We start from the raw sequence: 25765 nt of genomic DNA, 5'->3' as shown, positions 1-25765 counted from the left end.
TTTTATTGATAAATTTTGCTGTAAAATAACAGTAATTATGTGATGTAATTCAAGTAAAACTAAGGGTTATTTATGGCAGAGCAACCTTCGCTAGACGGCTTAGCGCGTAAAACGAGACGTAAGCGCAATGCTGTTTCTCTAGTGCCTGCTAATGAATGCCCTATTGCGCATGTGATGCTTGATGTTCAAGCTTCACATTTAGGTCGTACTTTTGATTACTTGATATCGCAAGATCAAGATGAATCTGCTCAGCCTGGGGCGTTTGTACGCGTTCGTTTTGGAGCACAAAAGCTCACTGGAGTTATTTGGTCTCGTTCTTCGCATACAGACACCCCTCATACTGCTTTAAGATTTTTAGAGCGCGTGTTTCCTCCAGATGTTTTGCTTTCTAAATCTTTGCGAGACGATATTGACGCCATAGCTAAAGCTTATGGTGGAACTAGCTCAAATATTTTGCGTCTTGCTGTGCCTCAACGCGTAGCTCGTGTTGAGCATGAGGAAGTTTTTGACAACATACGCTTGCAACGCAGAAAACAGTGGCGTGAAAATCTTAAGAAGCGTTTGCAAAACGATAACAATACAAACCCAGGTTACGCTACAACTTCTCGCATGATTTATGATTACGAAAATGCAAATATTTTATACAATGCATTAATCAAAAAATCTATTGACGCAAGTTTTAGTGAAAATAAAACAGAAAATCAATTAGTCAAGCAAGCAGAAAATAATTCTTCTCAATCTTTTATTGTAGACGCTTTACCAGGTTCTTGCCGACTTGCACAAGATTTAGCGTGGATGATTGTCACTGCTTTAAGCGCGTGTAAGCAAGCTGTTGTAGTTTTGCCGACGCTAAGAGAAGTAAATGATGTAATGCGCGCGCTAATGGTTTACGGATTAAAGCCATATAAGCGTGTCAGTGAGAATCATCGTGGTTTTTCTGCTGGAAGTTTTGATGGCGATGTAGCTCGACTTTGTGCTGCGGATCCTCCAGCTGATAGATATAGAGCTTGGCGTGCAATCGCGTCCGGAATAGTTCCTTGCGTTCTTGGCACTAGAGCTGCAATGTATGCTCCAGTTGAGGGAGATGCTTTATTTGCGATTGTTGAAGATTGCGCGTACCAATATGCTGATGGCATGATGCCGTATGCTCAAGCGCGTGGAGTTATGCGGTTTCGTGCGAAAAGGCATGGCGGCGTATTTGTGTCAATGTCGTATTCCAGAAGCGCGCTTAGTCAAAGTGAAGTAGACTGCTATATGTCGAATGCGCAAGATGCGCAAGGTGAGCAATCTGTTCAAACTACTAAAGTTATTCAAACTACTCAATCTGCTAAAACTGCTGAAACAATAAGCGGATCTAGCATCCCTGTAAGTGCGAGTAAACTTGCTCGCGAAAAGTTAGTTCCGTGGGTTCGTTGGCTTAATCGTGAAGCTTTATTGAAATTAGCTGACCCAAGTATTGGCGCTCGCATACCGCATAGCGCAGTAAGAGCTATTAATGATGCTCTTTCGGATGGTAAGCCTGTGCTGCTTTCTATTGCGCAAGATGGTGTGACGCAATCTGCTATATGCTCTTCTTGCAAACGTCAAGCGCGCTGTAGACGATGTACTGGGCCTCTCGATGTTGCAAATAGTCAGCAAACAGCACGTTGCTCGTGGTGTGGTGCTAGTGCAATAAATTGGTCTTGTTCTAATTGTGGCAGTAGCAATATGCGAGTTATACAAGTTGGCGCTGCTGGTGTTGCAGAAGAATTATCTAAACTATTTCGCAACGTGCCTATTATTATTTCGTCACAACACCAACCGAACGGAATTATCCAGTGTATTGATGAAAAACCTGTAATTGTTGTTGCAACTCCTGGATGTGAGCCTCGCGTACAAACGCAAGACGCAAATTGTAACGGAGAATATGGTGTTGTAGCAATACTCGATACGTGGGTAAGTTTGTACGCTTCGGGGCTTGATGCGCGAATAGATACACTTAATTCGTGGATGAAAGCTTCTGCTTTATGTGCTCCTAGAGCGCGCGGAGGAAGTGTGCTTTTGATTGGCGAAACGTATCCTGTTCTTGCGCGTGCGCTTACATTGTGGGATACGACTCAACTTTCTTGCAATGAGCTTTCAGAAAGAGCTCAAGCAATATTGCCGCCTTGTGTAACTGCAGCATGCGTATGGGGTGCTCGTGATGCGGTTATGCATGCGCTTGAAAACATTGGTGCAATGCAAGAAAATCTTGGGTGCGAAAGTAGTCAAGATGCTGATTTTTCAGCAATTTCTCCATTATTAGGAATTGTTCCAATGCATCCGCCTGTTACAGACAGATACCAGCATTTTGACGATATTTACGACCGTGTAAAAGCTGTAGTAAGAGTTCCGCTTTATTTAAGACAAGAATTAGTGAACCGATTGCACAAGGAAGTAGCTCGTCACGTAGCAACACGTGCTGCAGGAGAGTTGCGTTTTTGTGTTGATCCAAAAGATTTATTAGCGTACTAACTTACTAATAGGGGAGAGAAAAATGGTAAAAATATATCATTGCGCAGTTTTGGGAGATCCTATTTCGCATTCGCTGTCGCCTGTGCTTCACAACACGGCTTATAAGGCTTTAGGTCTTACAAATTGGCAATATAGTAAGGAAAAAGTAAGCGAAACAGAGCTTCGCGATTTTATTGCGCATCTTGACGATTCTTGGAAAGGCTTAAGCCTTACTATGCCGCTTAAAAAAACCGTAATGAAACTCGGTACACCTTGCGACTACTGGTCGCGCGCGCTTAACGTGGCAAATACTGCAGTTTTTACTAGCAACCCAGCAACCGCTTCGCAATCGCAAATAAAGCTATACAACACTGACATAAGTGGCATATTAATAACATTTATGCACGCATTACATGAGCGCATATGCGAAGTAAAAAAGGCTGTTATTATTGGCAGCGGCAACACTGCATCCTCTGCACTGGCAGCTTTAATTGAAATTGCGCAAGTAGCAAAGCTTGAGCAGGTGCAAGTTGTTGCTAGAACTGAAGATAACGGTAGTGTAAAAGGCGTTGAACGTTTTAATAATCTTATACAAAAGTATTGCGCTGATTTTCCAAATAAAATAAGCATAGGTCAAAATAATAAAAGCGAAGAAAATGACGCTATGTATGAGCCTGTGCAAGGTATTGAGTTCCCAACAATAAGCGAAGAAGTATTTTCAAAATTTGCAGACTATAGCGCAGAAAAATTGAGTGCAGAAAAATTGTCAGAATGTGATAAATCTCTCATTTTGAAATCTTTAAATTCACTCGAAGCTGTTCGTGCAATCGCAGAAGCAGACATAGTCATAAGCACAGTTCCAGCGCATGTAGCAGATCCAATTGCGCTTGCGTTGAAAGCGTACTGTCAAGATAGTGCGAATAATCAAACGAAATTAGGAACATTGCTTGACGTAGTTTACGATCCTCGCCCAAGCATGCTACTTAGTGTATGGCAACAATACGGTTGCGCTATTGGCGGAGAAGAAATGCTTTTGCAACAAGCTTTAGCACAAGTAAGTCTTATGACGATTGAGTACAGGCAATCTAAAGAAAATTTTGGGAATTGTGCTAAGACTGGCGCTGAGGATTGTGCTGAGACTGGTTCTGAGCTTGGTTATAAACCTAGTGCTGACAAGGCTAGATATTACGATGACTTAAGTAGTCTCATGCGAAAAGCCTTACAGGAGGCATTATGAGCGATAATACGCAACATACTACGCAAAGTGATGTGCAACGTGATGCGCAACATACTACGCAACGTTCCGCGTCGACTAGTATGCAACTATCTGACAGATTTGAAGTTATGCTAATTACAGGCATGAGCGGAGCTGGGCGCTCGCACGCTGCTAACGCGTTGGAAGATATGGGATGGTATGTTATCGATAATCTTCCGCCAAAATTGCTCATACCGCTAGTAGATATGATGACTTCATCCGGTTCTAAAGTGCATAAGCTTGCTGCTGTTATTGACGTGCGTTCTAGAGGATATTTCGACGACCTGTTTGCAGTTCTTGCGCATATTGATGACCTTGGTGTAAAAACGCGAATTCTGTTTCTAGATGCTTCAGATGCTGTGCTTATCAAGCGTTACGAGTCTGTGCGTAGACCGCATCCTTTGCAGCGCGGTGGCAGACTTATTGACGGTATTCTAGAAGAGCGAGAGCTGCTCAGTCATTTGAAAGATTGCGCAAATATTATTATCGATACTTCTGCACTTAGTATTCACCAACTTTCTACAAAGCTTTACGAAGGATTGCTTGGAAAAGGCTCTTCTACTGTTTCTGTGCATATTTTCAGCTTTGGATTTAAATACGGCATGCCAATGGACGCTGATTTTGTTGCCGATATGCGATTTTTGCCGAATCCTTTCTGGGTTCCTGAATTAAGGGAGCTTACAGGTAAGGATCAAGCTGTGCAAGATTATGTTTTATCGAATTCTGCGGCAATTACATTCTTAGATTCTTACGAAAATGCGCTTCTTACAGCTATCGACGGATTCGCTAAAGAAGACAAGCATTACGTGACTATTGCTGTAGGATGTACTGGCGGTCAGCATCGTTCTGTTGCCGTAAGTATTGAGCTTGCTAGACGTTTGAGATTGCACGGTTTGCAAGTTACAGTATCTGCAAGAGAGCTACAGAGAAGATCATAGTAAGTGGAGAAGTAAAGTAGCAAAAAGTAAAGTAGTGAAATGCGATTATGAAACTAATCAATTAAAATTAATTAAAAAATTAAATAAAAATTGTGTAAATTATATAAAATATAAAAAATCTTGTACTAAAAGCATGTAAAGCATGTGCAAAAACCGGTAAAATGTCCAACGTATTCTGTATCACAGAAAGCCGGGCATGTCGTGTGCCACAGCATCATGCAAGTACCCAACAGCACTCATATTTTAAGAAGAACAAAAGTAGGAGGTTGTCCCTTGGCTCTTCTTGACGACGTCAAAAATGAACTCGTTTCAAACAACAATGAGCTCCCGACTGTCATTATGGCTCAAGCTGCAGCAATGATGCGCTTTGCTGGCGGCTTAAGGCCAGTAAATAATCAAGCTGTTATTCGCGCTCAGTTGGATTCTCAGCGCGCAGCTCAGTGGCTTGTTGAGGTATTGAAAACTTATTTCCAGAGGGAAGCAACAATTGCTCAAGTTTCTCGGCAAACTCCTACGGGCACTGTAGTTCGCTATGACGTGGTAGTTGAGCGTGGTGCTGCAGCACTGGCTTTGCAATCTGGTCTTCTTGATCGACGTATGAGAATTGTTGCAGGTCTTGCACCTGAGATTGTTGGTGGAAGTATCGCCCAAATCAAAGCAGCTTGGCGTGGTGCTTTCTTGGCTCACGGTGCTATTTCCGACCCTGGCAAAGCTAGCTATTTGGAAGTTGTTTGCCCAACTCATGAGGCTGCAAATGCTTTGCAAACTATGGCGGCGCGACTTGGCATTAGCGCCAAGGCTCGTCAGGTTCGTAGCTCTGAGCGAGTGACGTTGCGCGATTCTGACGCAATTGAGCGAATGTTGATTTTGATTGGTGCTCCTCGTTCTGCTCGCGAATGGACCGGTAAGCGTTCGGACGGTGAAGCTCGCGGAAAAGCAAACCGTTTGGCTAATTTTGACGATGCGAATATGCGTCGTAGTGCTAAGGCTGCTGCTGAGGCATGCGAAAAGGTTCGTCACGCATTCGATATTTTGGGCGACGATATTCCAGATAATTTATTGATGGCTGGAAAGCTTCGCCTTGAGCATAGCGACGCAAGTTTGGAAGAGCTTGGTCACTTGGCTGATCCTCCTATCACAAAGGATGCGATTGCAGGGCGAATTCGTAGACTTTTGCAGCTTTCAGCGAAGGTTGAGAAGTCGCGTATGCAGCAGCTTTAATGCTGATTTTGCGTGGTTTGTAGCTGTATTGGCTGGCGGGTTTTTTTATGTGGCTGTGAGCGGTGGGGTTGCTTGTCTCGCAGCGCTCCGCTCTTATACCTTATTTGGACTTAGCGGTTGCGTAGCTAAGTTTAGTTTTTTTTTACTTACTTTTTCTGCAAAATAGTATTCGTCAACAAGATTATTACTATCGTTCCGCTTTTATATTGCTCGACCAAGCAACACCCACCCCTCACGCGTAAATTCATCACCGTTGTTTTTGGTGTGGTAGGAAGAGTGATTGGTGTGGCGTGTGCAGCAGCGCAAAAGCTAGTGTTCTCTAATCAACAGGGATCAGTGTCTGCAGAGCAATACTGTTAAAGTTCACTAAGTAACAAATAATCGCTGTAGCAAAGCTTTACTGTAAGGCTACAGACGCAACGTCAGCAGAGCACTGGTGCAAAGCTGCGTTGTTCATAGGGATTGTTGAAGATGTGCGGTATAATTGCAGCCGGCAATGTGTTGATGTTTGAGGCTGATTTTGTGTTTTGTTGAACGAAGTAAGCCGGCACGGTAAGCCAGTATGTAAGTCAAATATGGTAAGCCAATATGGTTTGGAAAGGATACCAATGAAGACACTGAAAGATTTGGGAGATTTGAGTGGTAAGCGCGTATTGGTTCGCGCTGATTTTAACGTTCCTCTCAAGGGTACGACGATTACTGATGATGGTCGTATTCGTGCTGCTTTACCAACCATTAAGGCTTTGCGTGAGCAGGGTGCTAAGGTGATTTTGATGGCTCACCTTGGTCGTCCAAAGGGTCAGGTTGTTCCAGAGCTTTCCTTGGCTCCAGTTGCGCAGCGTTTGGGTGAATTGCTCGGCACAAATGTTGTTTTGGCTGCAGACACTTACGGCGAAGATGCTCAAGCTAAGGTAGCTGCCATGAATAATGGCGACGTTGTTTTGCTTGAAAATGTGCGCTTCAACGCGGAAGAAACCAGCAAGGATGCTTCCGAGCGCGCAGCTTACGCTAAGAAGATTGCTTCTCTTGGCGAAGTATTTGTTTCCGACGGCTTTGGTGTTGTGCACCGCGCTCAGGGTTCAAATTACGATGTTGCTGCCGATCTTCCAGCAGCTGCAGGCTTGCTTGTTGAGAAGGAAGTTAAGGCACTTTCTCGCGCAACTGAAAACCCAGAGCGTCCTTTGACTGTTGTTCTCGGCGGCTCTAAAGTTTCCGACAAGCTCGGCGTTATTGAAAACTTGCTTTCTAAGGCTGATCGTCTTGTTATTGGCGGCGGTATGGTGTTCACATTCCTCAAGGCTTTGGGTCACGAAGTTGGTACTTCTTTGCTTGAAGAGGATCAACTCGAGAAGGTTAAAGGATACATTGAAACCGCTAAGAAGAATGGCGTTGAGCTTGTGCTTCCAACTGATATTGTTGTGAATGCTGGCTTCCCAGCAGGGGATACTCCAGTTGCTCCAGAAGTAGTTCCAGCAGACGCTATTCCTGCAGACAAGATGGGCTTGGATATTGGTCCTGACTCTCAGAAGCTTTTCCACGATAAGATTGTTGACTCCAAGACTGTTGTTTGGAACGGTCCTATGGGTGTGTTCGAGGTTTCAGAGTTTGCAGCCGGTACTCGCGCTGTAGCTCAGGGCTTGGTCGATGCAACTAAGAACGGCACTTTCACTATAGTCGGCGGTGGTGATTCTGCTTCTGCAGTGCGCAATCTTGGATTCCCAGAAGATGGCTTCTCGCACATTTCTACTGGCGGCGGCGCTTCTCTCGAGTTCTTGGAAGGCAAGACTCTTCCAGGTTTGAGTGTGCTTGAGTAAGTAATATTGCTTGAGTAAGTAATATTTACGCGAGCAAGTATAAACTAAATATTTTCGCTTATGCCGACTTTCGATTTTATGAATCCGCTTTGTAAATCGAGGTCGGCATAACACTAATTTGCGCAATACTATTAATCTCAATCGTAAATTTTTAAGGGTGATTATGGTTTCCAAAAGAAAGCCGTTAGTCGCTGGTAATTGGAAAATGAATTTCAATCACCGCGAAGCTACGCATTTTATACAAAAATTTGCGTGGCTACTGCGTGACGCGCATTACGACTATCACGATTGTGAAATTGCACTTATGCCTTCTTTTACTTCAATAAGAAGCGTGCAAGTTCTTGTTGAGTCTGACCATTTGCCAATATTGTACGGAGCTCAAGCTGTTTCTGTTACTGCTCAAGGTGCTTTTACTGGTGATGTTTCTGCAGATATGCTTGCAAGTCTTGGATGTTCAATGGTTATTGTTGGTCATTCTGAAAGACGCAAGTATCATCCTGAAGATGATGCAAATATAGTTGATCAAGTTCGAGCTGTTCTTGCCGCAGGAATGCAGCCAATTCTTTGCGTTGGTGAAAGTCTTAAAGAACGTCAACAGGGTGTTGCGCTCGATTTTGCTGTAGGGCAAGTGCATGATGTAACGCGCGATTTAGACGCGAAGCAAGCTAAGCGTTTAATTATTGCGTACGAGCCAGTTTGGGCAATTGGTACTGGTATGGTTGCCACTGCTAATTCAGCTCAGGAAGCTGCATTGGCTATTCGTGAAGACTTGCGCGTTACGTTCGGTGACGATGTTGCAGATACTGTCCGTATTCTTTACGGCGGATCTGTAACTTCTTCTAATGCTTCAAGTCTTATCGCGGAGCCAGATGTCGATGGATTCTTAATTGGTGGTGCTTCTCTTGATGCGCAAGAACTTGCTAATATTGTGCGACTAACGGCTGCGCAAACACGTTTAGAGACTAAATAAGCTTAAGCGGTCAAAGGTTATTATTAAACTTAATTGAGTACTGTAAAACAGGAGGTTGGTTGTGTCCACTGTGAAGATTATTTTGCAGGTGTTGCTTGTGCTCACTAGCATTTTGCTCACATTGTTAATTTTGATGCACAAGGGCAAGGGCGGCGGCCTTTCCGACATGTTCGGCGGCGGTTTAACGAAGAACGCTGGTAGCTCTGGTGTTGCAGAAAAGAACTTAAATCGTTGGACGGTTATTATAGCGTTGATTTGGGTGGCTGTTATTGTTGCCTTGAACCTTATGACTAAGTTCTCACTTATCTAAGTATTCTTTTAAGCGCGTAGTCGAAAGATTGCGCGCTTTTTATTTTATAAATCAAAATTTATGGGCTTGTGTGTGATCTTGCGTACGCGCTTGCATTTGTGCGATTTACAAATTCATTATGCACATTAAAAATAGTGGGTAACTATAATGCTTCGTTTTTCTCCTTCTTTAGTAATTGCTGATCTTGACGGCACAATGCTTCACGATTCCGATACTTTTGAAGGCCGCTTTTTAAGCAGCGAAACTGTGCAGGCTGCTGAGCGTTTGCACGAATCTGGTATTCCGCTTGCTATTATTACGGCTCGTCCTGTTGGAAGCGCTTTTGATTTTGTTCACGATTTAAAAGCTCAAGTTTGCGCGTATCTAAACGGTGCGCTTATTGATTTTGATTGCGTTCACAGCACTATTTCTGAACTTACTTCGCAGCGAAGCATTGATACTCTTACTCGCTTTGGTTTTGACTCTAATCTTGCTGCTGATGTTTGCCTGCGATTGCTTGATAAAATACCTACGCTCCGTCTTGGTATTGTGATGAACGACGTTCGTTACACTAATTTTGATGTTCGTATGCTTTGGAACGAGCAGGATTTTATTATTACAGATTTTTCCAATGTTCCAAGTGGCATAGCAGACAAAATCATTATTGTGCCGCGAGATTGCGAGAAGGAACAGCTTCAGCGTATTATTCCGGATGATTTTTCCTTGCATATTAGCGAAGATGTTTTGTGGATGCTTACGAATCCCCTTGCGAACAAGGGGCATGCTTTGAACGTTATTTGCAATCGTTTGGGTGTAAAGCCTAGTAGCACAGTCGTTTTTGGAGACGATATTATAGATATCGACATGTTCCGTGCCGGTGGTTATGGGGTAGCGGTGGCGAATAGTAATCCGCGTTTGCTTGCGATTGCGGACGAAGTTTGCGATTCCAACAATGACGACGGCGTTGCTCAATGGCTTAATTCAAACCTTTTTACTAGATTGTGAGTAAAAATGAGTAAGCAAATAATCGAAACAGAAAGATTAATCTTGCGCGCTTGGGCTCAAGACGACGCTGAAGATTTGTTTAAGTATGCCACGGATCCAGATGTGGGTCCTATTGCAGGATGGCCTGTTCACAAAAGTATTGAGGATAGCAAATCTATTATTAAGAATGTTTTTCTTAATGCAAAAGAATGTTATGCTGTGTGCTTAAAGCCGAGTAACAAGGCAATTGGATGTATTGAATTAAAACTTAACGGTCATACAGATATGACTTCTAGTGATAGCGAATGCGAACTTGGATATTGGGTTGGTAAGCCTTTTTGGGGTAACGGTTATATTCCGGAAGCGGCGAAAGCTTTGATTCAGTACGGTTTTGACGAGCTTAACATGACGACTATTTGGTGCGGATATTACGATGGTAACAATAAGTCGAAGCGCGTTCAGGAAAAGTGTGGTTTTGAAGCATATTGCGTGGATTCTTCCGTTGACGTGCCACTTATGCACGAAACTCGCGTACGCCATCGTAACGTTTTAACCAAATCTCGCTGGCAAACTCTTTCTGGCAAGTAATCACCGTTATTTTCTCAGTTGGTTAATCTGCTTGAGTGCTCCAATTGTAGGGAGTTTTCCTCTCGTTTGGAGTGCTCCGCAAACAAAAACCGCACATGTGTGAATTAATCCACGAACATGTGCGGTTTATGTTTATTTATTACTGATTAATCAAATCAGGCGTTTACGCGATCGATGCCGGACTGCACGTCAGCAATCACGGAATCCCAAGACTTGATGAAGGCGGCAACACCGTCGGCCTCAAGCTTGTCGGTAACGTCCTTAATGTTGATGCCAAGCTCAGCAAGCTTGTTCATAACAGCGTGGCTCTCTTCGTAAGTGCCCTTAACGGAAGCAGCGCCGTTGCCGTGATCAGCAAGAGCGTTCAAAGTCTTTTCTGGCATGGTGTTCACAACATGCTCAGCAACCAACTCGTCAACGTACTTGCAGTCGGAGTAAGCTGCGTTCTTGGTGCCGGTAGAAGCCCAAAGTGGACGCTGCTTCTTAGCACCCTTGGCTTCAAGCTCAGCCCAACGTGGGTCAGCTGCGAACTTCTTTTCGAAGAGTTCGTAAGCCAAGCGAGCGTTAGCAACAGCAGCCTTGCCTTCAAGAGCCTTAGCTTCATCGGAGCCGTTAGCTTCGAGGAGCTTGTCAACAGCGCTATCAACGCGGGAGACGAAGAAGGAAGCTACGGAACCAATGTGCTTCAAGTCGTGGCCGTTAGCATCTGCCTGAGCAATACCTTCGATGAAGGCGTCGATAACCTGCTCGTAGCGCTCGAGGGAGAAGATCAAGGTTACGTTCACAGAAATACCCTTAGCAAGGGTAGCGGTGATAGCTGGAAGACCTTCCAAAGTTGCTGGAATCTTAATCATAACGTTTGGACGATCAACCTTTGCCCAAAGCTCTTCAGCCTGCTTCTCAGTGTTAGCAGTATCGTGAGCCAAGCGTGGGTCAACTTCGATGGAGACGCGGCCGTCAACGAAGTCGGTCTTTTCAGCGATCTCGCGGAAGATATCGGTTGCGTTACGAACGTCGGTGGTGGTCAACTCGCGGATAGCGGTTTCAACGTCGACCTTGCCGAGTTCCTTAAGCTGTGCATCGTATGGGCCAACCTGGCTCAAAGCCTTCTGGAAGATGGATGGGTTGGTGGTAACGCCAACAACATTCTTATTAGCAATCAAATCCTGCAAAGAGCCGGACTCAATGCGGGTACGGGACAAATCGTCCAACCAAATAGAAACGCCGGAATCGCTGGTGCGCTGCGTTGCTTCAGTCATGTTATCTCCTTAACACTGTGCTCCACCAATTGGGGCACGTCGGTATTTTGGCGTTTTTACAAGAAACAGCGGTTGATGTCGAACCAACGGTAGCTCGGCATCAACACGCCGTCGCTGTCTCTTGTGAAGTGTTTCGTTAGCACTTCTAGTTTTGTGACATATCAATTTTATTTTGATACATCAAGCTTTATTTCGCTTATTTACTTAAGCGCGAGCTTCTTCGATAGAAGCCTTAGCAGCTTCTACTACGTGCTCAGCAGTAATGCCCAAGTCAATCATGTTCTGACCGCCGTCACCCTGCAAGCCGTACTGTTCGATAGAAACAGCCTTGCCGCAATCGCCAAGATACTTGTACCAAGGCAATGCCAAGCCAGCTTCGATGGAAACGCGAGCCTTGACGGACTTTGGCAAGATTGCTTCCTTGTACTCTTCGTCCTGCTCTTCGAACCATTCGAGAGATGGCATGGAAAGAACGCGAGCCTTAATGCCTTCAGCAGCCAAAGTCTTGGCACCAGCAACAGCCCACTGAACTTCGGAACCGGTTGCCATGATGATTACGTCTGGAGTGCCTTCGCAATCAACCAAAACGTAAGCGCCGTGCTTCACGCCTTCGCGAGCCTTTTCAGCAGTCTCAGCGAGGGTTGGAACGCCCTGGCGGGTCAAAATCATAGCAGTTGGATAGCTGTTCTTCTTCTCGAAGAAGTAACGGTAAGCTTCAGCAGTTTCGTACTCATCTGCAGGGCGCACAACCTCAAGCTGAGGAATAGCGCGGAAAGCAGCCAAATGTTCGATTGGCTGGTGAGTTGGACCATCTTCGCCCAAGGCTACAGAGTCGTGAGTCCAAACGTAGAGGTTTGGAATCTCCATCAAAGCAGCCAAGCGAACTGCTGGGCGCTCGTAGTCAGAGAACTGGAAGAAGGTGCCGTTGAATGGGCGAGTGTCAGAACCAAGCAAAATACCGTTGGTAATAGCACCCATTGCGAACTCGCGCACGCCGAAGTGAAGCTGACGGCCATGCTCGGAAACGTTTGGCCAAGTGCGAGTTGCGTCTTCGGATGGACCGAAGGAGTCAGCGCCCTTAATGTTGGTGTTGTTGGAGCCGCCCAAATCAGCGGAACCGCCCCAAAGTTCTGGCATAACAGCAGCAATTGCGTTAAGAACTGCGCCGGAAGCCTTACGGGTAGCAACCTTAGAGCCAACTTCGAAGCCAGCAATCAAGTCGTCAATAGCCTTGTCGAAGCCTTCAGGAAGCTTGCCAGCCTTAAGACGCTCGTAAAGAGCAGCCTTATCTGGGTTGGCAGCAGCCCACTTTGCAAGAGCCTCATCCCAAGCCTTGTGAGCAGCCAAGCCGCGCTCTGCAACCTTGCGAGCGTGAGCCAAAGCTTCTTCGTCGATTGGGAATGAAACTTCTGGGTCGAAACCGCAAAGTTCCTTCAAGCCCTTAACAGCTTCTTCGCCAAGCTTGGAGCCGTGGGAAGCTTCGTTGTCGGTCTTGCCTGGGGTTGGCCAAGCAATCAAAGTATTAACCTTAATGAAGTGAGGCTTGTCGGTAACTTCCTGAGCCTTTTCAATAGCTGCAGCCAAGGCCTGAACGTCTTCCTTGTATGAGCCGTCTGGCTGAACGAAGCTAACTTCATCGGTGTACCAACCGTATGCACGGTAACGAGCAAGAATATCTTCAGAGAAGGTGAGCTTAGTGTCGCCTTCAATCTGAATGTGGTTTGCATCGAAGATTACGGTCAAATTGCCGAGCTTCTGGTTTCCAGCCAAGGAAGCAGCTTCAGAAGAAACGCCTTCCTCAACGTCGCCTTCGCCGCAGATAACCCAAACCTTGTGATCGAATGGGGAAGTGCCGGCTGGAGCTTCTGGATCGAGAAGACCGCGCTCAAAGCGCTGGCCGTAAGCGAAACCAACAGCAGAAGCAAGACCCTGACCGAGTGGGCCAGTAGTCATTTCGATGCCTGGAGTCAAGCCGTATTCTGGGTGACCTGGAGTACGCGTGTCTGCACCGCCACGGAAATACTTGAGATCGTCAAGAGTCAAGCCGTATCCAGAGAAGAACAACTGCACGTATTGCGTAAGCGAAGCGTGACCGCCAGAAAGAATAAAACGATCGCGGCCAGCCCACTTTGGGTCAGCTGGATCGTGCTTAATGAAATGCTGGTACAATGTGTACGCAATCGGTGCTAATGAAACAGGGGAGCCAGGATGTCCGTGTCCTGCTCGCTCAACAGCATCAGCCGAGAGAACCTTCGCCATTTTTACGGCGCGCTCGTCTAATGCAGACCAGTTGAAATCGGTCATGTGATCTACTTTCCTTCCAATAATCCGGGTTTTTAAGCACAGCTTACGCTGGCTTTTTACCCTCTCATTGCCCTTCAATCCTATCTTTCGCGCGCGACGAATATGTTACAAAGTGTGTCAAAAGTTTGCTTTTATGTTCTGTTGCGTGCTAAGAAATAGACTACTATAGGAATATAGTATTTAGAGTGTTTGTAAGGAGTGGTAATGCAGTCACGACGCATGATGATTTTGCGCGCAGTTGTTGAGGATTATATTCGTTCTCAAGAGCCTGTTGGTTCTGCGGCTCTTGCAAAGCATCATCAGCTTGGTGTGAGTTCAGCTACTATTCGTAACGATATGTCGGCTTTGGAAGAAGAGGGATACCTTGTTCAACCGCACACTTCTGCAGGTCGTATTCCTACTGAAAAAGGCTATCGCTACTTTGTTGACGGTTTGGCTTCTGTTATTCCGCTTTCTGAACCGCAGCGTCGCGCTATACGTAACTTTTTAAGCGGATCTGTCAGTTTACAAGATACTTTGCAACGTTCAGCACGTCTTCTTGCAAGTATTACGGGTCAAGTCGCTCTCGTAGCATCTCCAGCATTGTCTAAGTCAAAAGTAAAAAGAATTGAGATTGTTCAAGTATCGTCTTCTACGCTTTTGGTTGTTGTGATTACAGATGCTGGAGGTGTAGCTCAGCACATGATTCAAGCAACTACTATAAATTCAGATGACTTATTGCATCTAACTAATATGGTTAATGAGTGCTGCATTGGGCTATCTCTTTCATCTGCTTCAAAACGCGTTTATGCGCTCGCAAATCGCAAGGATTTAGCGTCAGCTTTGCAAATTATTAGTCAACTTGCTAACGCTTTAGAAGATATGCATGACGGTGAGCATACTCACGACTTATATATGGCTGGAGCTTCTCAACTTGCGCATAGACAAAGTATTGTTGATTTTGCTTCACTTTTTGACGCACTCGAAGAACAGGCTGTTATTATGCGACTCATGACTTCTTTAAGTGAGGAAGCAAGCGATTGTGCAAGTGGTGTTAGTGTTGCAATCGGCTCGGAAACGCACACTCCTGGTTTGCTTAACGCTTCTGTTGTAACAAGCACTTACGGATACAATGCTGATTCTGACTCTGCGTTTATTGGATCAATTGGTCCTACGCATATGGATTATGCTGCAACGATGACTGCTGTTAAGGCTGTTGCGCGCTACCTTAATTCGTTTATATCCGAAAATTCATAAAACGTGGCTGGTTTATGGCTGGTTATTCGGCTTATGTCTGGCTGTGCCTTATGCAAGAATGATTTTAGAAAAAGGTAAAAGGGGAATTAATTGACTGATTACTACAAAGTTCTAGGCGTTGATCACAATGCTAGCGACGACGAAATTCGCAAAGCCTATCGCAAGATGAGCCGCAAATATCATCCTGATATTGCAGGCGCTGAGTTTGAAGAAAAGTTTAAGGAAGTAAATGCTGCCTACGACGTGCTTTCTAATCCTGAGAAGCGTCGAATGGTAGACATGGGTGTTGATCCTAACGATCCTTCTGCAGGAAGTGCCGGAGCTTCAGGTGCTGGTTTTGCAGATATGGGCATGGGCGACATTTTCAGCCAGTTCTTTGGCGGTTCTTTCGGTAATTCGCAAGGACCAATTTCGCGTGTGCAGCCTGGCGATGATGCGTTAGCTGAGGCTCGTATTGATTTGAAAACCGCTATTTTTGGCGGAAATGTTAGCGTACGGTTAACTACTTTTGGCGTTTGCAAGGATTGCTCTGGTTCCGGTTCTGCCGACAATTCCGCTCCAGAACAGTGCTCTGTGTGTCACGGTTCTGGCTTCTGCCAAAAAGTTGTGCGCACTATGCTCGGTCAAATGATGTCTTCGATGCCTTGTGAGCATTGCGAAGGTCATGGCACGATTATTAAGAATATTTGCCAAAACTGCCACGGTCATGGTCGTGTGCGTTCAATTCGTGAAGTTGGAGTGAACGTGCCGGCTGGAATTCGTGACGGTAGTCGTTTGCGCTTAGCTTCCCAAGGAAGCGTTGGTGAGTGCGGCGGTCCTGCCGGCGATTTGTACGTTGATATTCATATTCGTGCAGATAAGCAATTTACTCGTAACGAGGATGATTTGCATTGTTGGATTACAGTTCCTATGAGCTGGGCTGTTCTTGGTCGTAGTCTTGAAATCGACACTTTTGATGGTGCTCAGAAAATAACGATTCCTGCAGGCTGCCAAAATGAAGACACTATTACTTTGCCAAATCTTGGTGTGACGAAGCTTCGTTCTAAAGATCGCGGAAATATCGTGGTTCATGTGCTAGTGCAAACGCCTTCTAAGTTGAATGATGAAGAGCGTGCTTTGATTGAAAAATTTGCTAAATTGCATGATAGTTCTATGAAGCAAGTGCAGCAGCATTCGTTAAGTGAGCAGTCGAGTGAGCGTAAAGGTTTCTTTAGTAAATTAAAGGAAGCTTTTGCTGGCTGATTTTACGGATTTAATTTACTGCTTTAATTTAAAATAGTGGGGAAATATGGCATTACCAATATTGTTTGCTGGAACTCCGGAAGTTGCGGTTCCGTCTCTTCGCGAGTTAACTAAAGATAGTGAGCATTTTGATGTTCGCGCTGTTCTTACGCGACCGGACGCTCCGACTGGTCGCGGTAGAAAGCTTGTGCCAAGCCCTGTGAAACAGGCTGCTCTTGAGCTCGGCTTGCCAGTGCTTGAGTCGGATCCTAAAAATGAAGATGTGTTTCTTGAACAGCTTGCGGCAACCGGTGCAAAAGCTGCAGCAGTTGTAGCATACGGCAAGATTTTGCGACAGAATGTTTTAGACGCGTTGCCGCTCGGCTGGTATAATCTTCATTTTTCGCTTCTTCCGCAATGGCGAGGTGCAGCTCCTGTGCAGCGCGCCATTTGGGCTGGGGATGATATTACAGGTGCTACGGTTTTTCGCATTACGCGCGGCATGGATTGTGGGCCTATTTTGGCGCAGTTTACTACAAAAATTGAGTCTCACGAAAATTCTGGCGATCTTCTTGCACGACTTGCAAACGACGGCGCGCCGCTTCTTGCAGCATCTCTTCGTGGCATGGAAACTGGTGAAATTGTGCCGGTTGAGCAAGATCAAACTCCTCAAGAAGTTGCGCAAAAAATCACTGTTGAAGATGCTCATATTGATTTTCATGCGCCAGCTTTTGCAGTCGATCGTCAAATTCGCGCTTGTACGCCAAATCCGGGCGCGTGGTGCGAGCTTCATGCGGACGATGAACATAATGCGGATCCGATTACTTTGCATGTTTTACGTGCAGTTCCGGCAGATGCTAACGATCCGCATGGTGAGGAATTGATGAAGCTTGATCCTGGAAAATTGCTTGCTGGCAAGAAGCAAGTTTGGGTTGGTACTTTAAGCGGCGCACTTGAGCTTTTGGAAGTAAAAGCGCAGGGAAAGAAAGCTATGAAAGCGGCAGACTGGGCGCGCGGAGCTAGGCTTTCGGCAGCAGCTTACTGCGCATAAAATTATGATTATGAACTTTTCTTCGATGTTGCCAACTTTGTCTAAACCAGGGCTTTTGGTTATGGATGTTGATGCAACGCTTATTGAGGAAGAAGTTATCGATTTGCTCGGTGCAGAAGCTGGATGCGGCGATGAGCTTTCTGCGATTACAGCGCGAGCAATGCGTGGCGAAATTACTTTCGATACTTCCTTGCGTTCGCGCGTGAGTATGCTTCGCGATTTGAATATTGACGAGTGCAAAAAGCGTATTATTTCTAAAATTCATGTAACTAAAGGTGCGAATGTTTTAATTGACACGCTTCATGCGCACGGATGGAAAGTTGGCGCAGTTTCTGGCGGTTTTCATGAGATTTTGGACGAATTTTTGCCGAGTTTGAATATTGATTTTTGGGCGGCTCACCATTTAGAGTCTATTGACGGCAAGCTTACTGGCAACGTACTTGGAAATATTGTTAATGCTAATGCAAAAGTTGAAGCGCTTAGAACTTGGGTAACTAATCTTGGAATTGATCGCGAACAAACTGTTGTAGTGGGGGATGGAGCGAACGATATTTCAATGATTAAATTCGCTGGATTAGGCGTAGCTTTTTGCGCAAAACCAACAGTTCAAGCGGCTACTCCTTACTGCATTCTTACTCGCGATTTAAGCGCTGTCTTGCGTTTTTTGAATGCGAATTAATACGTTTTTAAAAGTAAAAGTTGAGTAATGTACGTAGGCAATGTAAAATTGCGAATGATGATTAAAGATTAATGATTAAATTTTTTGTGAAAGTTCTGTATCTTTTAACCGCAGAGCTTAAATGTGTTGGTGAATCTTTCTATTGTTGAGTAAAATAAAGTTAATTTATGGGAGAGAGAGTGTGCATAAATACGGGAATTTATGCATTTAGGGTAGGGAGCGTAAGTTGAATTTACGAGAAGTTGCGCTTGAAGTTGCGCGTATTTTGGAAGATGTTGGTAAACATGCGTATCAGGATCAATTAAGCCCTCAAGATATGACGTCGATTGCGTTGGGTGATCCTAATAAATCTGAATCTGGTTTTGGCGATAAGCTCGTGCGTTTTATTCAAAATCGTTTGACTTATGTGAATCCTTTCCAAGGTTTTTGGCAAACTAAGCCGGAGCAATGCAATCCGGGAGAACGTTTTTGGTGCGTTGGAAACGTTGACGGTGCTATTAATTTTAATCGCGATATGGCTGAGTGGACTCTTACGGTTTCGCTTTTTGAGTTTAACGATGAAGGCTCCGCTCGTCCGGTTCTTGGCGTTGTGCACGCTCCTGCGTTGGGATTGACTTATTTGGCTGCAAAGGGTCAGGGTGCTATTCGTATTCGTAGAACTCCGCAAGGAGAGAAGCGTGAGAAGATTACGCCTTCCACAACTTCTACTTTGCAAGGATCTGTGGTTTGTTATGGAATGTCTTATATACCTGGTGAATCTAAGCGCGCGCTTGACGTAGTCGCTTCTGTTGAAGAGGGCTGCCCTGCGGATATTAAGCGTATTGGACCTGCGTCGCTCGACTTGTGCAAGGTGGCAGATGGCACTTATGACGCTTATTTTGAGCCTCACTTGCATCATTGGGATATTCCAGCTGTTTCTGCTGGTGCCGTGGTTGTGCTAGAAGCGCAGGGTCAGGTTTGCCAGTGGGATGGAAACCCTATTCATTGGCGACGCGAAAATGACGTAGTTGCTTCTAACGGTTTGCTTATTAACGAGTTAAAGCCGTATCTTAAATAAGCAATATTCTTGCGTAAGTAACTAATATTCTTGCGTAAGTAGTTAATAGTCTTACGTAAGCAGTCAATAACATTACGCAAGTAACTCGTAGCCTTGCGTAAGCATTCAATTATCTTGCGGCGTATCGTAATTTTTTTTTTCATAAATATTATGACGTCTTAACATGTAATTTATACGTATTCATGCGTGATTTGCGAATTATGTGATTTACGCTACACAAATTATTGCATGAAAAGGTTTGCAATGTATGAATAGTTGAGTACCATATAACTTGTACGAATGTCAGTTTGCACATTTTTATGCATGCTTGAAACGTATTAAGAGAGTATGAAGCGTTGTGTAAATAGCAAATTGGTATGAAACAAAGAGGCGAATGCTAATTTGTTTGGCTGCTGCATTATTGCATATTACAAGTTATGCATAAGCAGAAACATAAAGAAGACACATTATTGAAATGAGGAATAATGACGAAGAAGATTATGAGTGCGAAGCATCTTGCCGATTTGCAAAAGTCTATGCAAAAGTCGAGTAACAGCGTTATTTACGCGCCACTTTCTAAGAGCGTGTGCGCAGCTATGCTCGCAGGTGCTATGGTGCTCGGGGGGGGGTATTCGTTTCCTCGCCTGCCTATGCTGACGGTTATGTAGACGGCACTGGCAACAATGTTTATTACGGTTTCAAAACTGATGCAAAATATGCCGAGGCTCATTTCAACATTGACGTTGAATATTACGATACCTTTGAGCACGCCAAAGCTGGCGGTACTGAAGGCATAGACCCTCTTGGTAAATTTGTTCGCGTTCATTATCTTTCTAATTGCCACAACAATGCTACAGCTGACGATTGGCGATTCCGTCCAATGTGGTGGTTTGGTGTTCCTGCTGGTTTGAAAGATCCTCAAGATATTCAATTTAAGCGTATTGAAAAGTTAACAAAAAATGGCAAGGAGCAGGTTAAACCTGCTGGTTCTTCGCAATATATTACAACCGACGCAAACGGTTATGGCGTTGTTTCTGACAAACATTTTAATAGTCCTAAGGAATGGACTAATATTTCTAATTATTATTTTAGTGACGAAAATATTCTTGCCAGCAAAGGCTGGAAACAGCTTATGGGCTTGGGTACCAAAGACAATAAAGGCTACGATAATGCGGGCAATACCGCACAACAATGGGAAGAATACCAAAAGCAAACTCAAGGCCTTAAGGGTATTTTCGTAGACTGGGAGTCTGCTGGTCAGCGTTGGTATGACATGACTTACGTTTCCGAGATGGAAGACAATGCATGGAAAGAGCGTGACACCAATCCGCTTCGTTTTGCCGCTGGCGTTTACCGTTTTGCAGGTAACTGGCACTATGCGGTTGGTCAAAAGCACAATACGCCAAAGATTGCGGATTATTTGAAGCTTGCGTATCCAGAGGTTACAAAGGTTAAGAAGACTAACGCTTTAAGTGAAGCCGAGCAAAAGGCTATTAAAGAAAAAATTGAAAAAGCGAATGAAAACACCAAGTACTTCAAGGAATTAGTTGCTGATAATGGTGTTGTGGTAAATAAGGACGGCTCTGCAACTATAACCTTCAAAGACAAGACGACTCGCACGATTCCTGCGAGCCTGCTTGTAACAAAAGACGAGACTGATAAAGATAAGTACAGGCCAACTTTGCCAACTCGCACGCCTGTCGTGAATTTGAAGAAGCTCACGCCTGATGAAAAAACTAAAGTTCGTCAAGCGATTATTGATGCTAATGGAGGATCAGCTCCAAACGAGTTCTTGAAGCATGTGAAGCAGAATGCTGATAGTAAACAGTACGAGTTCAATGTTAAAGAAGATGGTTCTGTAGAAGTTACGTACGAGGATGATTCAAAACTTACTATTCCTGCTGAAGATTTGGTATTCCAAGGACCAAAAATCTCCGATTGGGCGCCTTACGTGGTACCTGATCCAATTGAGGTTGGGAATCTTTCTAGCTTGACTACAGAAGAGCAAAAGCAAGTAACCGATGCTTTTGATAAAGCAAACGCCGACTTGGATATCTATACTGCAGCTAAGAAAGACGGTAAAACTCCTGTAAGCTTTGATAAAGAATTCAAGAACGCTATTATTACTTGGGCAGACGGTTCAACAACAGAGATTCCTTCCTGGCAATTCTTAAAGCAAAAGGCTGCTGAGGAAAATCCAACTCCAAAGCCGCCTGCTCCAACTCCTGCTGCTGAAAAAGAGTTCATCGTTGAAGCGCCTGCAACCCAAACAAGAGTTAAATTTGATCCATTCAATATGAAAGAAGCAGATTTAACAACTAACAGCCAAGCTCTTGATGCAAATAAAAAAGCCTTAATGAAGGTTAAGGGTAAGGATTCTAAAGATAATTCAGATGTAACTATTACTGATGTTTCGTATAGCGTGAAAGACGGTAAAGGTTACATTACGTTTAAGGCGGATGGCTATAAAGACGCTACTTATCCCATGAGCGTGTTCTTCAAGCAGACAGCAAATACGCAAACGTCTCAGACGCCTTCTACGGAAACTAAGACATATAACGATCCAGATAATCAGAAAATTACCTTTAAGTATAATGTTACAAAGACGGAGACTGAAGGCGATACACCAACTGTTCAAGAGGCTGTAAAGGCTTTAAAGCAGTTTGTAAAAGACAATTACGATAATGTATCTGATTCTGATTTGCAAGCTGTTACGAGCGATGTTGCTGTTAAAACAACTTGGACTCCAAAAGCCGGTACTGAGAATATGGGTCCTTACGGTGCATCTGGTAAGAATGATGGACCAATGACTTCATTTAGTATAGATAATACTAACGGTTACGCTATTACAGTTCATGGTCACCAGTGGATGGAAGATGATGGTAGTGCAGGCGATTGGGCTGCTGACATGGAAGGGACTCTGTTTACCATCCAAGCCAAAGATTTGTATGTTAAAAAGGGAAATACTCAACCATCTCAGGATAATACAATTGATAAGCTCAAAGAGCAAGCAAAAGCTTTGCTGAAGCAGCGTCAAGATGATGGGCTTACCAATGACGACTTGAAGCGCGCTGGAATCACCGATGCAGATAAGTTGGATAACGCCATCAATGGTATGGATGAAAAGGCTCTTCGCGACCTTATTCGCAAGCTTACTGATGCCAAGAAAGCTGAGCGCAAGTATAACGAACCTGCTGCAATTAAGGTTAAAGATCCGAATAAGCCTACTGAAGAAGATTTCAAGAAGGCTGTTAAGGCATTCTTTGACGCTAACTATGATGGTCAGAATAACTTCCAAATAAAAACGGAAAGCATGAATATTCCTTACCTTCCATCTGCTTCTGATCTTAAGCCAAAGTCTGACACTATTTACATGGAGATTGCTGACGATAATATCAAGTCAGTTACTTCCAGCGAAACCAGTGGGGCGAAAGACTATAAGTCAATCGTCTTTAAGGATCAGAATGGCAAGCAGCTCTTCACTGTTCCTATTACCTATAGTAAGGAGGAAACCAAGCCAACTCCAAAGCCTGATGATAAGCAACTCCAGCAGATGAAGGATGATGCGAAGAAGCTTATCGACCGCAATCCAAAGCTTACTGAGGAGCAAAAAACCCAGTATAAGAATGAGATTGATAATGCTAAAGGTGCTGATGATATTCAGAATATTCTTAAGAAGGCCAACGAGCAGGCTGGCAAGAATAATGTAACTCCTGAACAGTTAAAGGAAAAAGAAAAGAAAGACAAAGAAAATAAGGAAAAAGAGCAGAAAAAAGAGGAAGATAAAAAGCAGGAGGACCAGAAGAAGCAAGAGCTACAGGATAAGAAAAAGAAAGCTTCTGATGCAATTGATGGTCTTGGCAATCTGACTCAAGATGAAAAGGATAAGCTCAAGGAAAAGCTGAATGGAAAGAGTGGGGATGCTACCAAGCCTGGTGCTAAGACTCCTGAAGAAGTTCAGCAGATTTTAGATGAAGCTAATAATCTTAATGAAGCGCACAAGGATGTTAGTGCTGGCGCGCTTCCGTTCCTAAGCCACGGCAATTCTAGTAGCGAGGACGATAAGGCTCTTAAGGAGTTAATTGGTTCTGATCCAAGCAAGAAGGATGCAGCACTCACTGCTTTGGAAGATGCTCTTGCAAAGAAGGATCCTGCTGCTACTGCAGAAGAGATTAAGAATGATCTTGACGCAGCCAAGCGCCAGAATGCGATTAACGAGCAGAATGCTAAGAATGCTGGTATTGCCAAGCTTGATGCTAAGAAGGCAGAACTTGATGCAGCATACAAGGCGTTGAATGATGAGCAGAAAGCAAAAGCTAAAGATAAGTATGAAGCTGCCACTAAGGCAATCGATGATGCCAAGAACACTGTTAACAGTGCAACAAAGCCTTCTGAAATCAAGGATGCTGTTGATGGCGTGAAAACTTCGTTTGATGACGCAAACAAGGCAATCGAAGATGCTAAGGGCAAGCGCGATATTTCTCAGAACACATACGATGATCAGTCTGTACTTAATAAAGAAAAGGAAGATCAGAAGAAACGCATTCAAGATAGTGATCTTCCAGATGCTGAAAAGCAGAAGGCTATTGATGACATCAATGATGCAAAGAAGATTGGCGACCCAACTGCTATTGCTAATCGCGCTTTGAAGGCTAAGAAGATAGAGGATGCTAAGAAGCAGATTGCTGCGCTTGATCATTTGAACAATGCGCAGAAGGAAGCTTTCAAGAAGATTATTGAAGATACTGATGCTTCTGATCACAAGAACGCTGACGGTACAACTTCTGACGACATCGACGACGCGCTTGCCAATGCTACTGCAACCGATACTGCCATGGCTCGTCTTGAAAAGCTGAAAGAGATCGCTGATAAGTTCGCTAAGGGCGACAAGTATAAGGGTCTGCAAGAAGGCAATGAGCAAAAGAAAGCGTTTGACGATGCTGCTACTGCTGCTGGAGCCGTGCTAGACAAAGCTAATGGCGATCCTAAGGATGCGGATCAGGTTAATGAGCTGTATAAGGATCTTCTTAAGGCAATGCAGGCGATTGATGACAAAGTTAAGGGTGCGGGCGTAAGCACTGATTTACTTCAGGCTGAAGTAGATAACGATTCTAAGCTTAAGCCAACGCCAGCTGATCCTAACGATTCCACTAAGCCGGCTACACCTGGCGATCCTCTGTACACGACCGCTTCTAAGGAGAAGAAAGAAGCATTTGACAAGGCACTCTCTGACGCGGAAGCGGCATTGAAGAAAGCTAAAGAAGATAACGAAAACGATAAGAATCTAGACTCTACTCCGCGCACTCCCGAGCAAGAGGCTAAAGATCAACAAGCGGTAGACGACGCACTTCAGAAGCTTGAAAATGCGCGTAAGGCGCTTGATGGTGTTGATACCAAGCCGTTGCAAGATGAGATTGATAAGGATAGCAACGTTAAGAACTCAGATAGGTATACGTATTCTACTACGACGGAAAAGAAGACTGCGTTTGATAAGGCTCTTCAAGATGCTAAGGATCTTATCGATAAGCTAACTGGTACGAAGAAGGCTGCTGCAGGCGAGGAAGATGTAACAACTAAGACTCAAGCTGAAAAGCAGAAGCTTGTTGACGCTGCTCTTGCAAAGCTTAAGGCAGCTGAAGAGGCTCTTGACGGTAAGAAACCAACTCCTGGTTCTGGTTCTGAAGCTGGTTATGGTGTGAATGATAATGCGCCTACTACTGTGGATAAGGGTGAGTTGAATGTTCAGATTCAGGGTGCTGAGTCTGATTCACAGCCTGGAAATGCTGATAATGGTAACGCTGGTGCTGGCGTAAACTCGGGTAATGCAGGTAACGCTGCTAACACCAATGCTGCCAACGCTAACGCTAATAATGCTAATGGCGCAAGTTCTGCTGCTGTGAACGCTGCGGTTGAAAGCAATCCGGCTGTGAAGCAGGCTGATGCTCAAGTTTCTAAGGCTCAGGCGGCTTTGGATGCTGCTTTGGCTGAGGCTAAGAAGGTTGCTGCTGATCCTAACGCAACTCAGGCTCAGGTTGATGCTGCGGCTAAGAAGCTTTCTGCTGCTCGTAAGGCTTTGGCTGCTGCTAAGGCTCATGCGGCTGATGTTCGTGCTTCTGTGCGCGCTCAGGTGTTGAAGAGTGGTAGTGCTGCTCAGCTTAGTAAGACTGGTAGTGACGTGTCTGTGTTTGGCTTGTTTGCTGCAACTCTTAGTGCTGCTGGTGCTGCGCTTTTCTCAACTAAGCGTCGTGGTACTTCTCGCCACAGTAGTAAGTAGAATATTTGCTAGCTGGTCTGGTTATTGCAGATCAGCTAGTTTTAGAGCTGCTTAATGTTTGCTTAATTGTATTCAGTAAGTTTGCTGAGTATTGGGTTAATTAGCATAATGAAGTTAATGTAAAACGTGTCTCACTTTGCGTCTTTCTTTACTACGCAAAGTGAGGCATTTTTG

The 25765-nt window shown here is 44.6% G+C and carries 18 protein-coding genes; 16 read left to right on the top strand and 2 right to left on the bottom strand.

Annotated elements, in window-relative coordinates; genetic code table 11:
* The first annotated feature begins 72 nt into the window (after positions 1 to 72).
* The 9 genes from P0108_RS04035 to P0108_RS03995 all read left to right on the top strand — a co-directional run bounded on the left by P0108_RS04035 (position 73) and on the right by P0108_RS03995 (position 10531).
* Positions 73 to 2493 (top strand): primosomal protein N', encoded by a 2421-nt coding sequence (locus P0108_RS04035; RefSeq protein ID WP_473730767.1) that lies wholly within the window; start codon positions 73 to 75, stop codon positions 2491 to 2493.
* 22 nt (positions 2494 to 2515) lie between these two features.
* The gene (locus P0108_RS04030; RefSeq protein ID WP_064621960.1) at positions 2516 to 3709 is read left to right on the top strand and encodes a shikimate dehydrogenase family protein; all 1194 of its coding nucleotides are present in this window, start codon (positions 2516 to 2518) and stop codon (positions 3707 to 3709) included.
* Positions 3710 to 3789: 80 nt separating this feature from the next.
* Positions 3790 to 4665 carry an RNase adapter RapZ gene (rapZ, locus tag P0108_RS04025; protein ID WP_100066708.1) on the top strand — a complete coding sequence of 292 codons (876 nt, stop codon included), beginning with the start codon at positions 3790 to 3792 and terminating at the stop codon, positions 4663 to 4665.
* Positions 4666 to 4938: 273 nt separating this feature from the next.
* Complete coding sequence (gene whiA, locus P0108_RS04020; protein WP_012914259.1) at positions 4939 to 5886, top strand: DNA-binding protein WhiA; 948 nt, start codon at positions 4939 to 4941, stop codon at positions 5884 to 5886.
* 608 nt (positions 5887 to 6494) lie between these two features.
* Entirely contained in the window at positions 6495 to 7700 is a 1206-nt protein-coding gene (locus P0108_RS04015) for a phosphoglycerate kinase (protein WP_473730766.1), read from the top strand.
* 163 nt (positions 7701 to 7863) lie between these two features.
* A complete protein-coding gene (tpiA, locus tag P0108_RS04010) occupies positions 7864 to 8670 on the top strand; it encodes a triose-phosphate isomerase (protein ID WP_064340411.1) in 807 nt (268 codons plus the stop codon).
* Positions 8671 to 8731: 61 nt separating this feature from the next.
* Positions 8732 to 8980: a preprotein translocase subunit SecG gene (gene secG / locus P0108_RS04005; RefSeq protein ID WP_004119067.1), complete on the top strand. Its 249-nt coding sequence runs from the start codon at positions 8732 to 8734 to the stop codon at positions 8978 to 8980.
* Positions 8981 to 9127: 147 nt separating this feature from the next.
* Complete coding sequence (locus tag P0108_RS04000) at positions 9128 to 9964, top strand: HAD hydrolase family protein (protein ID WP_064621929.1); 837 nt, start codon at positions 9128 to 9130, stop codon at positions 9962 to 9964.
* A 6-nt stretch (positions 9965 to 9970) separates the two neighbouring features.
* Positions 9971 to 10531 carry a GNAT family N-acetyltransferase gene (locus tag P0108_RS03995; protein ID WP_064621927.1) on the top strand — a complete coding sequence of 187 codons (561 nt, stop codon included), beginning with the start codon at positions 9971 to 9973 and terminating at the stop codon, positions 10529 to 10531.
* A 155-nt stretch (positions 10532 to 10686) separates the two neighbouring features.
* On the opposite strand, the gene tal is transcribed toward P0108_RS03995, so the two are convergent.
* Entirely contained in the window at positions 10687 to 11790 is a 1104-nt protein-coding gene (gene tal / locus P0108_RS03990; RefSeq protein WP_064621925.1) for a transaldolase, read from the bottom strand.
* A 204-nt stretch (positions 11791 to 11994) separates the two neighbouring features.
* Positions 11995 to 14094 carry a transketolase gene (gene tkt, locus P0108_RS03985; protein WP_473730765.1) on the bottom strand — a complete coding sequence of 700 codons (2100 nt, stop codon included), beginning with the start codon at positions 14092 to 14094 and terminating at the stop codon, positions 11995 to 11997.
* A gap of 219 nt (positions 14095 to 14313) precedes the next feature.
* Here tkt and hrcA point away from each other — a divergent pair, with 219 nt between their 5' ends.
* The 7 genes from hrcA (at position 14314) to P0108_RS03950 (ending at position 25591) form a co-directional block, all read left to right on the top strand.
* Positions 14314 to 15330 (top strand): heat-inducible transcriptional repressor HrcA, encoded by a 1017-nt coding sequence (gene hrcA / locus P0108_RS03980; RefSeq protein ID WP_473730842.1) that lies wholly within the window; start codon positions 14314 to 14316, stop codon positions 15328 to 15330.
* Between the two features lie 90 nt (positions 15331 to 15420).
* Entirely contained in the window at positions 15421 to 16572 is a 1152-nt protein-coding gene (dnaJ, locus tag P0108_RS03975; RefSeq protein WP_004108655.1) for a molecular chaperone DnaJ, read from the top strand.
* 46 nt (positions 16573 to 16618) lie between these two features.
* Complete coding sequence (fmt, locus tag P0108_RS03970) at positions 16619 to 17602, top strand: methionyl-tRNA formyltransferase (protein ID WP_473730764.1); 984 nt, start codon at positions 16619 to 16621, stop codon at positions 17600 to 17602.
* Positions 17603 to 17627: 25 nt separating this feature from the next.
* Complete coding sequence (gene serB, locus P0108_RS03965) at positions 17628 to 18281, top strand: phosphoserine phosphatase SerB (protein ID WP_004108662.1); 654 nt, start codon at positions 17628 to 17630, stop codon at positions 18279 to 18281.
* Between the two features lie 226 nt (positions 18282 to 18507).
* Complete coding sequence (locus P0108_RS03960) at positions 18508 to 19338, top strand: inositol monophosphatase family protein (RefSeq protein WP_004108666.1); 831 nt, start codon at positions 18508 to 18510, stop codon at positions 19336 to 19338.
* 464 nt (positions 19339 to 19802) lie between these two features.
* Entirely contained in the window at positions 19803 to 19985 is a 183-nt protein-coding gene (locus tag P0108_RS03955; protein WP_285089559.1) for a hypothetical protein, read from the top strand.
* Entirely contained in the window at positions 19904 to 25591 is a 5688-nt protein-coding gene (locus tag P0108_RS03950; protein ID WP_473730763.1) for a MiiA motif-containing surface protein, read from the top strand. The genes P0108_RS03955 and P0108_RS03950 overlap by 82 nt, the downstream gene beginning before the upstream one ends.
* The last annotated feature ends 174 nt before the right edge of the window (positions 25592 to 25765 follow it).

This window comes from Gardnerella sp. c10Ua_244 (assembly GCF_055818055.1).
This window is presented reverse-complemented; position numbering and strand designations above follow the sequence as displayed.